At 75.3% G+C, this 12,635-nt stretch carries 12 protein-coding genes; 8 read left to right on the top strand and 4 right to left on the bottom strand.

From position 1 onward, the window contains the following. Positions 1-28: 28 nt before the first annotated feature. A complete protein-coding gene (locus ABD323_RS35315) occupies positions 29-721 on the bottom strand; it encodes a hypothetical protein (RefSeq protein WP_344446176.1) in 693 nt (230 codons plus the stop codon). A gap of 10 nt (positions 722-731) precedes the next feature. On the opposite strand from ABD323_RS35315, the gene ABD323_RS35320 reads away from it, so the two are divergent. From ABD323_RS35320 to ABD323_RS35355, 8 genes are all read left to right on the top strand, one after another. Continuing rightward, the gene (locus ABD323_RS35320; protein ID WP_344446185.1) at positions 732-1,115 is read left to right on the top strand and encodes a tetratricopeptide repeat protein; all 384 of its coding nucleotides are present in this window, start codon (positions 732-734) and stop codon (positions 1,113-1,115) included. A 342-nt stretch (positions 1,116-1,457) separates the two neighbouring features. Then, the gene (gene ald, locus ABD323_RS35325) at positions 1,458-2,576 is read left to right on the top strand and encodes an alanine dehydrogenase (protein ID WP_425556271.1); all 1,119 of its coding nucleotides are present in this window, start codon (positions 1,458-1,460) and stop codon (positions 2,574-2,576) included. Positions 2,577-2,814: 238 nt separating this feature from the next. After that, complete coding sequence (locus tag ABD323_RS35330; protein ID WP_344446178.1) at positions 2,815-4,005, top strand: ParA family protein; 1,191 nt, start codon at positions 2,815-2,817, stop codon at positions 4,003-4,005. Next, positions 4,002-4,739 carry a hypothetical protein gene (locus ABD323_RS35335; RefSeq protein WP_344446186.1) on the top strand — a complete coding sequence of 246 codons (738 nt, stop codon included), beginning with the start codon at positions 4,002-4,004 and terminating at the stop codon, positions 4,737-4,739. The genes ABD323_RS35330 and ABD323_RS35335 overlap by 4 nt, the downstream gene beginning before the upstream one ends. A gap of 73 nt (positions 4,740-4,812) precedes the next feature. Beyond that, positions 4,813-5,673 carry a segregation and condensation protein A gene (locus tag ABD323_RS35340; protein ID WP_344446179.1) on the top strand — a complete coding sequence of 287 codons (861 nt, stop codon included), beginning with the start codon at positions 4,813-4,815 and terminating at the stop codon, positions 5,671-5,673. A 350-nt stretch (positions 5,674-6,023) separates the two neighbouring features. Further along, on the top strand, positions 6,024-6,581 hold the full coding sequence (scpB, locus tag ABD323_RS35345) for an SMC-Scp complex subunit ScpB (protein WP_344446187.1): 558 nt from the start codon (positions 6,024-6,026) through the stop codon (positions 6,579-6,581). Positions 6,582-6,663: 82 nt separating this feature from the next. After that, positions 6,664-8,058: a pseudouridine synthase gene (locus ABD323_RS35350; protein ID WP_344446180.1), complete on the top strand. Its 1,395-nt coding sequence runs from the start codon at positions 6,664-6,666 to the stop codon at positions 8,056-8,058. 243 nt (positions 8,059-8,301) lie between these two features. Further along, positions 8,302-9,282, top strand: coding sequence for a helix-turn-helix domain-containing protein (locus tag ABD323_RS35355; RefSeq protein WP_344446181.1), 981 nt, complete (start codon positions 8,302-8,304; stop codon positions 9,280-9,282). A 52-nt stretch (positions 9,283-9,334) separates the two neighbouring features. Here ABD323_RS35355 and ABD323_RS35360 read toward each other — a convergent pair whose 3' ends face one another. The 3 genes from ABD323_RS35360 to ABD323_RS35370 are packed head-to-tail and all read right to left on the bottom strand — an operon-like array spanning position 9,335 to position 12,320. Further along, the gene (locus ABD323_RS35360; protein ID WP_344446182.1) at positions 9,335-9,697 is read right to left on the bottom strand and encodes a DUF952 domain-containing protein; all 363 of its coding nucleotides are present in this window, start codon (positions 9,695-9,697) and stop codon (positions 9,335-9,337) included. Between the two features lie 25 nt (positions 9,698-9,722). Further along, on the bottom strand, positions 9,723-11,378 hold the full coding sequence (locus ABD323_RS35365) for a mucoidy inhibitor MuiA family protein (protein WP_344446183.1): 1,656 nt from the start codon (positions 11,376-11,378) through the stop codon (positions 9,723-9,725). A 6-nt stretch (positions 11,379-11,384) separates the two neighbouring features. Further along, entirely contained in the window at positions 11,385-12,320 is a 936-nt protein-coding gene (locus ABD323_RS35370) for a DUF4139 domain-containing protein (RefSeq protein ID WP_344446184.1), read from the bottom strand. Positions 12,321-12,635: the final 315 nt, after the last annotated feature.

Here is a 12,635-nt window from a genome sequence, read left to right on the forward strand (position 1 = left end):
GGCTCGCAGGGGTGGTGGATGGCGCGGATCAGCTCGACCAGTCGGGCCGAGGCGGGGTCGGGCAACCGCCGGCGGGCGGGGTGCCGGGCCCACCGGGCCGGTGGCCGGCGGGCGGACCGGCGAGCCGCCGCTGCTGGGTGAGCTGCGCGCGAACCCGGCGGACGGCTCCGGGGCGCACCGGGACCCGGCCGGGCCGGTCGCCCGGGCCTACCACGACTGCGCGGACGCGCTCGCCGAGGCGCAGGGCGACCTGCTGGTGCTCAGCACGCCCTCCGGCCTGCTCGGCGGCTCGGGCCGGGCCGAGTTCGACGCGGCGCTGGGCCGGGCCGAGCAGGCGCTGGCGAGCCTGCGCGGCTACGCCGACCAGGCGGTGCGCGGCACCGGGCGGCCCGAGGCGGCCGAGTCGAGCGCCGAGCTGGCCGCCCGGCTGGCCCGGCTGGGTCTGACCGTGCAGCCGGTGCAGGCCGGCCGGCAGCGGATCGGCGAGAGCCTGCGCGGCTACGCGCTGGGGCTGCTGGGCGAGGGGCTGTCGCTGCGCGCGGCGGCCGAGCAGTTCGCCCGGCTCGCCAGCCAGGTGACCCCGCTGCCCACCAGCCACCTGTTGCCGGAGCTGGACCGGCTGCGGGACCGCCGGGCCGCGGCCCGGCGCCCGGCGCCGCTCGCCCGACCCGAGGCCGGCGCGGGCCCGCCCCCCGCCCGGGCCGCCCCCCCCCCTGCTCAACCTCGCCGACCTGCGGGCCGGCGCCGGCCAGTGGGAGGCCGCCGCCGGGCACTACCGCGCGGCCCTGGAGTACACCCGCGACCCGCTGGACGAGCCGGCCACCGCGCGGGCCCTGGAGGGCGCGGCGGAGAGCTACCGGGCGCTCGGCGATCCGGTGCGCGCCGCCGACTGGTACGGCCGGGCGCTGGCGCTGCGGCAGAGCCGCGACGAGCCCGCCGCCCAGGCCCGGCTGCTGGCCCGGATCGGCGAGGCGCACGCCGCCCAGCACCGCTACGACGAGGCCGTGCGCGAGTACCGCACCGCGCTGGCCCTGCTGCGCCGGCTGGGCGACGAGCGCGGCAGCGCGGCCGTCGCGGCGGCGCTGGCGCGGTACGCCCCGGCCGGCGGGCGCTGAACGCCGGCCCAACGGGCGGCGGGACCGCGGTGGCCCGGCCGCGAAGGACCGGTGGCCGGGGGGTGAAGCCACGGGTGGACGTGCGGTGAGGCTTGGGAGTGATGGGAAGTTTGCCCGTTCTGCGGCGGTTTGGCAGGAAGGGTCAGAGGCAAGCCTACGAATCTGCCAACGTGTCGGGCTGATTTATTCAGTTTGGAAGGCTGACGGATCGCCTGGGCTTCATTACACTCGACATTGTCGCGCAGTGCTGCGTGCCCCGGCCGTGCCGGAGGCATGCCCGCGCGGGCACCCGCCGGTCTTCCCCCGGTTGGGATTCCCATGGCAAGAGGGACGTGTTTAGCCGTGACCAAGGTCGGTATCCCCCGCGAGGTCAAGAACCACGAGTACCGCGTGGCCATCACGCCCGCGGGCGTGCATGAGCTGGTCCGCAACGGACACGAGGTCTTCATCGAGGATGGCGCCGGTATCGGTTCGTCGATCCCGAACGAGGAGTACGTGGCCGCCGGTGCCACCATCCTGCCCACCGCCGACGAGGTGTGGGCCACCGCCGACCTGCTGCTGAAGGTCAAGGAGCCGATCGCCTCGGAGTACCACCGTCTCCGCAAGGGCCAGACGCTCTTCACCTACCTGCACCTGGCGGCCGACCGCGCCGGCACCGACGCGCTGGTCGCCTCGGGCACCACCGCGATCGCCTACGAGACCGTGCAGCTGGCCAACGGCGCCCTGCCGCTGCTCGCCCCGATGTCCGAGGTCGCGGGCCGCCTGGCCCCGCAGGTCGGCTCGTACCACCTGATGCGCCCGGCCGGCGGCCGCGGCACCCTGCCCGGTGGCGTGCCCGGCACCCACCCGGCCAAGTGCGTCGTCATCGGCGGCGGCGTCTCCGGCTGGCACGCGGCCACCATCGCCATCGGCATGGGCTACGACGTGACCCTGCTCGACCGCGACATCAACAAGCTGCGCGAGGCCGACAAGATCTTCGGCAACAAGATCAAGGCGATCTCCTCCAACTCCTTCGAGCTGGAGAAGGCGGTGCTGGACGCCGACCTGGTGATCGGCGCGGTGCTGATCCCCGGTGCCAAGGCCCCCAAGCTCGTCACCAACGAGCTGGTCTCCCGGATGAAGCCGGGTTCCGTCCTTGTCGACATTGCGATCGACCAGGGCGGCTGCTTCGAGGACTCGCGTCCCACCACGCACGCCGAGCCGACTTTCGAGGTCCACAACTCGGTCTTCTACTGCGTGGCGAACATGCCGGGCGCCGTCCCGAACACCTCCACCTACGCGCTGACCAACGCCACCATGCCGTACATCGTGGAGCTGGCCAACCGCGGCTGGAAGGACGCGCTGCGCCGGGACGCCGCGCTGGCCAAGGGCCTGAACGTGCACGAGGGCCAGATCACCTACGGCGCCGTCGCCGAGGCGTTCGGCCTGCCCGCCATCTCCCTGGACAGCGTGCTCGCCTGACGTTCCGCCAGGACCGTCGAGGACCACCGAAGGCCCCTGGCCGGCTCCCGCCGGCCGGGGGCTTCGGCATGCGTCAATGGCTTGCGGGTGGAGTCACCCACCCCTTGACAGAACCCGGTCCGACACCCGACACATCGGGCCCACTACCGTGGATTGTGTTGCTGCGAACGCCCGGAACGGCCTAGAGTCGCAAACCGTCGGCATGGTGTCAGGCTGACGAATCGACATAATGCCCTGGATGCCCAAGGAGGTAAGACGACTTGTGAATGAGTCGACATTTGCTCCCGGGGGTGGTCAGCCAGGACTGGCGGAGCGTGTCTCCGGACAGCCGACCGACGACACCGGGGCCGCCTACACCACCGTCGGGGCGAGCGAGATCGGCACGGTGGCCGTGCGGACCTTCGAGGCCCGGCAGGCCGCCGCCTCCGCCGCTGCCCCGACGACCGTCTACGAAGCCGACCTGCCCGCCGGCCTGGCGTACGGGGAGTTCGCCTACGGCTCCTACGACGACCCGGATGCCGAGTACGAACCCGACCCGGAGTACGCCGCGACCCTGGCCCCTGACGCAGCCCGTCAGCGACGAGAGCGGGTCGGTCCCACCGGCCGGCCCCTGCCGTACTTCCCGATCCCCGCGCCGCTGGCCGAGCACGGCCCCGCGCAGATCATCGCCATGTGCAACCAGAAGGGCGGGGTCGGCAAGACCACCTCCACCATCAACCTGGGCGCCGCGCTGGCCGAGTACGGCCGCCGGGTGCTGCTGGTGGACTTCGACCCGCAGGGCGCGCTCTCGGTGGGTCTGGGCGTCAACCCGATGGAACTCGACGTCACGGTCTACAACCTGCTCATGGAGCGGGGCCTGACGGCCGATGAGGTGCTGCTGAAGACCGCGGTGCCGGGCATGGACCTGCTGCCCTCCAACATCGACCTGTCGGCCGCCGAGGTGCAGCTGGTCAGCGAGGTGGCCCGGGAGTCCGCGCTGGCGCGCGCCCTGCGGCCGCTGCTGCCCGACTACGACTTCGTCATCATCGACTGCCAGCCCTCGCTGGGCCTGCTGACGGTCAACGCGCTGACCGCCGCACACAGCGTCATCGTGCCGCTGGAGTGCGAGTTCTTCGCGCTGCGCGGGGTCGCGCTGCTCACCGAGACGATCGAGAAGGTCTGCGAGCGGCTCAACCCCGACCTGCGCCTGGACGGCATCCTGGCCACCATGTACGACTCGCGCACCGTGCACAGCCGCGAGGTGCTGGCGCGCGTGGTGGAGGCCTTCGGCGACCACGTCTTCCACACCGTCATCGGACGGACCGTCCGGTTCCCGGAGACCACCGTGGCCGGTGAGCCGATCACGACGTACGCGACCAACTCGGTCGGTGCCGCCGCCTATCGCCAGCTCGCCAGGGAGGTGCTCGACCGGTGCCGCCCCGTCGAGTGAGCCTCCCGGGGGCCGACGAGCTGTTCCGCACCACCGGGGGGATGGCGCTGTCGCCCTCCCTGGCCAGCCGCTCCGCCGCCGAGCCGGCGGAGAGCGGCAGTGGGGCGCAGCAGCCTGACGCCGCCTCGGCTGACGCTCCCTCGGGCGGCGCTCCCGCCAGTGGCGCACCTTCGACCGGCGCGCCCTCGCGCGGCGCCGCCCCGGCCGGGGCCCCGGCGCAGCGTTCCGGCGCCGAGCGGGTTCCCACCGGACGGACCGCGCCCGACGCGGCCCCGGGCACCGCCCCCGGCGCGGGTCCGGCGTCCGGCACCAACCTCAGCGGCGGCTCCGGCTCCGGCATCGGCCCGCTGGCCACCGCACCGCACACCCGTGCCGGGCAGGCCGGCCGCGGCACGATGACGCCCCAGGGCGCCCCCCAGGGCGGCGTGCCGGGCCCCGGCGGGCCGGCCGGTCCGGAGGACCAGCAGGGCGCCCACCCCGCCGCCCGGCGCCGGCTGCGCGGCCGCGCCCCCAGGCGCCCCAGCGGGCGCGAGCGGCACGACGAGAAGATCACCGTGTACGCCTCCGCCGAGGAGCTGATGGACCTGGAGCACGCGCGCCTGGTCCTGCGCGGCGAGCACGGACTCGCGGTCGACCGCGGCCGGGTAGTGCGGCAGGCCATCGCGGTCGTCCTGGCCGACCTCGAGCAGCGCGGCGAGGCCAGCATCCTGGTCCGGCGGCTGCGCGGCCGCTGAGGCCGCCGGGACCCCGGTGGCCGGCCCGGCCGCTCCCCGGGTGGGGGCGGGCGCCGTGTGAAGATGGACCGCCATGGCCAGCACCTCCGGGACCGTTCCCGCCCCCGACGATCCCGCCGCCCTCGAGCGCGGCGGCTTCCAGGTGCGGCTGGCCAACTTCGAGGGCCCCTTCGACCTGCTGCTGGGCCTGATCGCCAAGCACAAGCTGGACGTCACCGAGGTCGCCCTCTCGCAGGTCACCGACGAGTTCATGGCGTACATCAAGGCGATGGGCCCGGACTGGGACCTGGACGCGGCCACCGAGTTCCTGGTGGTCGCGGCCACCCTGCTCGACCTCAAGGCGGCCCGGCTGCTGCCGACCGCCGAGGTGGAGGACGAGGAGGACCTGGCCCTGCTGGAGGCCCGCGACCTGCTCTTCGCCCGGCTGCTGCAGTACCGCGCCTACAAGCGGGTGGCGGGCGTCCTGGGACAGCGCTGGGCCGCCGAGCAGCTGCGCCGCCCGCGCACGGTGGCCCTGGAGCCGCAGCACGCGCAGCTGCTGCCCGAGGTGGTGATCCACGTCGGCCTGGAGCGGTTCGCGAAGCTGGCGGCCAGGGCGATGACGCCCAGGCCCGCGCCGGTGGTCTACGTGGACCACATCCACACGCCGCCGGTGAGCGTGCGCGAGCAGGCGGCGCTGGTGGTGGCGTACCTGGCGCGGTGCGGGCGGGCCAGCTTCGCGGACCTGGTCGCGGACGCCGGGGACACCCTGGTGGTGGTCGCCCGCTTCCTGGCCCTGCTGGAGCTCTACCGCGAGCGCGCGCTGGCCTTCGAGCAGCCGCAGGCGCTCGGTGAGCTGACCGTGCGCTGGATCGCCGAGGCCGACCGCGTGGTGATCGAGGTCACGGACGAGTTCGACCGCCCGCCGGGCGAGGAAGACGGAGCAGCGCGATGAGCACCGGCAGCACCCCCGAGGATCCCCGCACCGAGGCCCGTACCGAGGCCCGTCCCGAGGCGGGTCCCGATGCCCGCCCCGCGCGGCGGGCGCTCGGCCTGCCCGGCCGCCGGCGCGAGCAGGAGTGGCAGGAGCCGGTCTACGGCGAGGAGTGGCAGGAGCCCGCGGAGTCGGAGCCGGCGGTGGTGGTGGAGCCGGGGGCGGAGCCGGAGCCGGGCGCGGCTGAGGAGGCGGGCGCCGGCGCCGTACTGGTGCACCAGCGGGCTCCGGAGCCGCCCGACGAGGTCCGGGCCCTGCTGGCGGCCGCGGAGGCCGTGGTGGAGCTGCGGGCGGGCCTGGAGGCGGTGCTGATGGTCGCCGACGAGCCGGTCGGTGAGGGAAAGCTGGCCGAGGTGCTGGAGCGGCCGCGGGCGGAGGTGGCCGCCGCGCTGCGCGAGCTGGCCGCCGAGTACACCGCGCAGGGGCGCGGATTCGAGCTGCGGCTGGTGGCCGGCGGGTGGCGTTTCTACAGTCGTGCGAGCCGCGCGGAGGTGGTCGAACGGTTCGTCCTGGACGGCCAACAGGCCAGGCTCACACAGGCCGCGCTCGAGACGCTGGCGGTCGTCGCCTACCGCCAACCGGTGTCCAGATCACGGGTCTCGGCGGTACGTGGTGTGAACTGTGACGGTGTGATGCGTACCCTGGTACAGCGAGGACTGGTGGAGGAGACCGGATCCGAGCCCGAAACGGGAGCGATCCTGTATCGGACGACGAACTACTTCCTGGAACGGATGGGGCTGCGCGGCCTGGAGGAACTGCCGGAGCTCGCGCCTTTCCTGCCCGAGGTCGACGACGTGGAAGCGGAGTCCCTCGAAGGCACGGTGATCGCTGACGCGGTGGCCGCCGCGAGCGCACGGGAAGTGCAGTGAGGTCGGTGGCACCGACCCACCCTCCGGCCCGGCGCCGGGCAGGAGGGGCCCCAGCCCGATGGAATCGACGTACGGACATTTGATGCGTAGCAGTGGTAGCGGTAACGGTAGGAACAGTGGCGGCGGCGGTGGCGGTAGCCGCGGCGGACAGCGCGGCGGCAGCTCGGGCGGTGGCTCGTACGGCGGCGGTCGCGGCGGCAGCGGCGGGGGCGGCTCGTACGGCGGCGGCTCCGGCGGCGGCTCGTACGGCGGCAGCGGCTCGGGTGGCGGTTCGTACGGCGGGAGCCGTGGGGGCAGTGGCTCGGGCGGTGGCTCGTACGGTGGCGGGAGCCGTGGCGGCAGCGGTGGCGGCTCGTACGGTGGCGGCGGCAGCCGTGGCGGTTCGGGCGGCGGCTCGTACGGCGGTGGCCGGGGCGGCAGCAGCGCCGGCACCTCCCGCGGTCGCGACGACCGTCGTGACAGCCGGGGCGACCAGCGCGACGACCGTCGGTTCCCCGACCGTCCGCTGCGCCCCGAGGAGCGGCGCTACGACCGTCCCGAGTTCGGCGGCGGCCCCAACGCCACCCCCGCGCGCGGCAGCTACAGCGGCCGCCGGCCCAGCCCCGCGCCGCGTCCGCGCCGCGACGGCCAGGGCGCCCCGGGCGACCCGCGGCGCCAGCCGCAGCGCTCGCGCGAGCTGCAGGCCAAGATCGAGGACGCGGTGCTGCGCCGTCACGAGCAGCCGGCCGACGCCGCCCCCAAGGGTCCCGGCGAGCCCGAGGGCGAGCGCCTGCAGAAGGTGCTGGCGCGGGCCGGCATGGGCAGCCGGCGGGCCTGCGAGGAGATGATCGAGCAGGGCCGGGTCGAGGTCAACGGCCGGCAGGTGACCGAGCAGGGCAAGCGGGTCGACCCGCAGAACGACGAGATCAAGGTGGACGGCCTGACCGTCGCCACCCAGTCGTACCTGTTCTTCGCGCTGAACAAGCCGGCCGGCGTGGTCTCCACCATGGAGGACCCCGACGGCCGCCAGTGCCTGGGCGACTACGTGACCAACCGGGAGACCCGGCTGTTCCACGTGGGCCGGCTCGACACCGAGACCGAGGGCATCATCCTGCTCACCAACCACGGTGAGCTGGCCCACCGCCTGACCCACCCGCGGTACGGCGTCACCAAGACCTACCTGGCCGCCATCCAGGGCCCGATCCCGCGCGACCTGGGCAAGCAGCTCGCGCAGGGCATCGAGCTGGAGGACGGCTTCGCCCGCGCCGACAGCTTCAAGGTGGTCTCCAACGTCGGCAAGAACTACCTCGTCGAGGTCACCCTGCACGAGGGCCGCAAGCACATCGTGCGCCGGATGCTCAACGAGGCCGGTTTCCCGGTCGAGAAGCTGGTGCGCACGCACTTCGGCCCGATCGCGCTCGGTGACCAGAAGTCCGGCTGGCTGCGCCGCCTGACCAACCCCGAGGTCGGCCAGCTGATGAACGAGGTCGGTCTGTAACCAGTCCACAGCTCGACCGGCCCCCGGGGCCGGTTCGGAAGGGCCGTGCTCCCGTCGGCGGGCGCACGGCCCTTGCTGTTGCCCGCCCGCTGTCGCCCGGCCGCTGGTGCCCGCACGTGGGTGGACCGAGGGCCAGGCTTGACCTGGACAGGGTTGTCAGGGGGATCATCCGTGGCAGAAGATGGCCACGAAAACTTCAGTCGCCAAGTGGCGTGAAACCGCCAGACGGGGGGAGGGGGCGTCATGTTCGACGCTTTCGGAGCGCTCGGGCTCTCCGTGCCCGACGGCCAGATCTACACCGCGCTGGTGGCCGCCCCGCAGTCCACCGCCGCCGAGCTCGCGGAGCGCTGCGGCCTCACGGTCCAGCAGAGCGGCAAGGCCCTCAGCCGGCTCGCGCAGCAGGGCATGGCCACCCGGGCACCGGTCGAGCGCGACCGCTACCTCGCGGTCGCCCCCGACGTCGCGATCGGGACCCTGATCGGGCACCGCGAGGCCGAGCTGCGCAGCGCCCGCGCCGAGATGCACCGGCTGATGGACGCCTTCCGCGAGGCGTCGCGGTTCACCGACCCGGCCCGTTCGGTCGAGGTGCTCACCGGGGGCGAGGCCATCTCGCAGCGCCTGGCGCACTTGCAGGACACCACGGTGCAGCAGGTGCGCGGCTTCGACTGCCCGCCGTACGTGCAGGACGCGGCGGCCAACCTGACCCGGCAGCGCAAGCGGCTCAAGGAGGGCGTCCGGTTCCGGACCGTCTACGACCGCGAGGCGGTGGCCTGGCCGGGCCGGCTGGAGAACGAGATCCTGGTCGGCGCGCTGGACGGGGAGGAGGCCCGGGTGCGGACCACCCTCCCGATGAAGATGATCATGTCGGACGACCGGATGGCGATCATCCCGATCAGCGTCGGGGACAGCGTGCTGGACGCCGCGTACGTGATCCACCCCTCGGCGCTGCTGCAGGCGCTGGACGGGCTCTTCGAGGCCGAGTGGGACCGGGCGGTGCCGCTGCAGGCCACCCTGGGCAACGGCGCCGGGCCGGGCGAGCCGGAGGCCGACCAGCGCAAGATGCTCGGCCTGCTCGCGGCGGGCCTGACCGACGAGTCGATCGCCCGCTCGCTGGGCTGGAGCGCGCGCACCACGCAGCGCCGGCTCCAGTCGCTGATGCGCGAGCTGGGCGCCACCACCCGGTTCCAGGCGGGGATGGCGGCCCGGGAGCGCGGCTGGCTCTGAGCGGCCGGCCTTCGGGCCGGCGGCTCCGGGCCCGTGCGCGGTCGGGCGGGGGTCAGCTCCAGGGCTGGAAGCCGGCCCACCGGCCGTCCGGGCCGCGCTCCAGCTTGAGCAGGCCGACCACCGCCGAGCGGTTCAGCCGTCCGAAGATGTGCGGGAAGAGCACGTCCGGCGCGGCCCCCGGCGGCGGCGCGCCGGTCGGCGGCTCCCAGCGGACCATCGGCTCCACCGCCTCCTCCTCGATCAGCAGGGCCATCAGCGGATCCGGCGTCTTGGCGAAGAAGTGGTTGGCCACGGCCAACGCGGTCGGCTCGTCGGGCGAGCAGTGCAGGTAACCGTCCGTCAGCAGCGAGGTGGCGCTGTACGGGCGGCCCGGGTCACGGAGCCAGTCGTCCAGGGGCGCGAGGTGCAGGATCATAGCTCTGTTGTACCCGAACCCGCCCTCACAGCCCCGCGACCTTGGCCGAGGCGGCCACCTCGTACACCAGCGTGACGGTCCGTCGCCCGCTCGGCGGCACGGCCAGCTCCCAGCGCACCACTCCCTCGGTGTCGACCTCGTCGGGGGCCGGGTCGCAGGCCTCCTTGCGCAGCCGCACCTCCACCGCCGAGACCTCGGAGACCGGGATCCGCTCGCGCAGCGTGATCCGCTCCGGCGCCCCGGCGGCGCCGGCCGCCCCGGCCGCTCCCGCTGGCTCGGCGGGCGGGCCGAGCCGTGAGACGTGCACCCGTACGGTGCGGGTCAGCAGGCTGCGCTGGCCGAGCCCGGGCAGTCCGCTGGTGCTGCGCGACTCCTCGCTCTCGCGCAGCAGCCGGTAGTCGTCGGAGCTGCCGAAGGCCAGCTCGGCGTCCGCGCCGGCGGCGGTGAAGCGCAGTTCCCCGCGGCCCACGAAGCCGCTCTCCCGGATCAGGTCGACCGGTCCGGCCAGCAGCGGGCGGCCCGAGTCGTTGCGGAACGTCACCACCTCGGTGACCAGCGGCGAGAGCTCGGGTACGGCCCGCCGCTCGGCGGTGGCCGCCACGGCGAAGGCCCCCAGCGGCACCCGGTGCGCCCGGCCGTCGCCCGGCACGGTGGCCGCGGCCGGGCCCTGCAGCACCCGCACCTCGCCGCCGTCGTCGACGCCCGGCAACTCGCCGGCGGTGGCCGGCTGGTCGGGACCCAGGGTGCCGATCTCCTCCTCGCGCAGTTCCACCTCCACCGTGCGGCGCTCCTCGCCGCTCAGCTCCCGCAGTGTCAGCTGGTCGGCGACCAGCCCCGGCGGCTCGGCGGCCAGCGCGGAACGGGCGGTGGAGAAGGTCAGCCGCACGCCGGTCCAGTCCTCGCCGGTGGCCTGCCACAGGGTCGCCTCGGACTCCAGGCGCAGCGTGCCGCCGATGCGCACCGCCCGGTAGGCGGGCCGCCACAGGGCGCACGGGGTCAGGTGGCGCACCCGCAGCTCGGCGGGGCCGGCCTGCTCGGCGTGCACGGTCAGTTCGAGGAAGGCGGTCAGTTCCAGCGGCTCGCTCTCCGCCTGCGCCAGCACCGCCCGGGCCTGCTGCTCCTCCCGGGCGAGCCGCTGGTGCTCGGCGTTCAGCGCGCGCAGGCGCTCCTCGCAGTCGTCCTGCTCGTCGGCCACCCGGGTCAGCTCGCGCGACCAGCGCTGCGGGTCGGCCTGGCCGCGTCCGGTGCTCTCGCCGATCTCGCGCAGCAGGTCCGCGGCGATCTGCTCCAGCAGGTCGGCGCGGACCGTCAGCCGCTGGTGCCGTTCGACGGCGGTGCGCCTGGCTTCCTCCAGCTCGTGCAGGCGGTGGCGCAGGGCGGAGTCGTCGGCGGTGGGCGGGCCGGGGGCGCGCGGGGTCCAGGCGCGGGTGATCCGGCTGTCCAGGACCCGGGCGGCGCCGGCCGCGGCGGTCAGCTCGGCGCTCAGCGTGCGGTCCACGGCGAGGGCGCTGATCGGGCCCAGCCGCAGGCGCTGCTCGCCGCCCGCGAGCGCGACGGTGGTGCCGCGCTCGATCTGGGCGCGGTCCTCCAGGCAGGTCACGGCGGTGACCGGGAGCGGCAGCGGAGCGGGGGTGACGGTGGTGGCGCCGGGGAGGGCGGGGGAGGGGGTGTCGGTGGCCATCTGGGGTCAGCTCCTTCGGTTGCCGCCGGTCAGGGCCTTGCCGGCCGGGATGCGGATCTCGTAGCCGCCGTCGAGCTCGGCGCGGCCGCCGGGCGGCAGCTCGACGCGCCACAACCGGGTGCCGGCCGGGTAGGCGTCGGAGGGCTCGGACGGCGGGGTCCAGGCCGGGGAGCCGGGGCGGTCCTCGATCCGGATGTCCCGCTCGGCGGTGACCGGGATCCGCTCGCGGACCTCGACCGTGACCGCCCGGGAGAGCCGGTTGGCCAGCTCCAGCCGGATCCGCTCGGTGATCACCGTGGTGGAGCCGCGCAGGCCGGCGGTGGACTCCTGGGTCTCGGTGCGCCGCACCGCCCGCACGCCCTCCGCCACGCCCAGGCCCAGCCGGCGGGAGCCGCCGGGCGCGAGCGTGGGCAGGGTGGCGGTGAGCAGGAACTCCTGGTCCACGGTCACCTCGCACGGACCCGCCAGCAGGGCGCGCCCGGTGTCGTTGGTGAGCCGCAGGGTGGCGTAGACGGCCGGGTCGACGGCCGGCACGCAGACGTACTCCGGCCGCAGCGCCAGCGTGACCTCGCCGAGCGTGACGGTGTGCCAGCCGCCGTCCGAGGGCAGGTCGGCGCGGGCCTCGGCGTCGTAGCGCTGGTCGAACGAGCCGGCCGAGCCGCGCGGGTCGACGGTGTGCGGGGGGATCGGCAGCACCAGGTCCGCCGCCTGCGCGCCGGACCGGGCGAGCGGCTGCGGCTCCGGCGCGAGCCGGCCGCGCTGGGCGGCGGGCTCGGTCGGGCCGGCCAGCACCAGGCCGGCGTAGTAGAGCAGGTCGGCGCCGGGCACCAGGGGGGCCGGCGCGGTGGGCTCACCGGGTGGGGCGGGCTTGGCCGCGGACAGGTCGGAGGCGTGGTCCAGCTGGTCCTCCTTGGCCTGCGCGAGCCGGGACTGCTTGCGCATCCTGCGGTCCTCGGCGGGCCGCGAGGCCGACGGCTGCAGGGCGGGCGCGCCGAAGGCCATCGCCGGGGCGGGCGGCGGCCCGGCGGGCGAGGGGGGCGGTGGGACCGGGGAGGGCTGTGGGCCGCCGGGCCCGCCCGGTGCGGCACCGCCCGACCGGGTGCGCGCGGTGGGGCGCGGGGCGGCGCCACCGGGGCCCGGCGGATGCGCTCCGCCGCCGCCGGCCGCTGCGGCGGCCGCAACCGGGGGGGCGGAGTCGGCGTAGGGGGCGGGCCCGCCCGGGGGGGGGGGGGGGGCCCGGGGGGGGGGGGCGCTGTG

Source organism: Kitasatospora nipponensis, assembly GCF_039528135.1.
GTDB classification, from domain to species: domain Bacteria; phylum Actinomycetota; class Actinomycetes; order Streptomycetales; family Streptomycetaceae; genus Kitasatospora; species Kitasatospora nipponensis.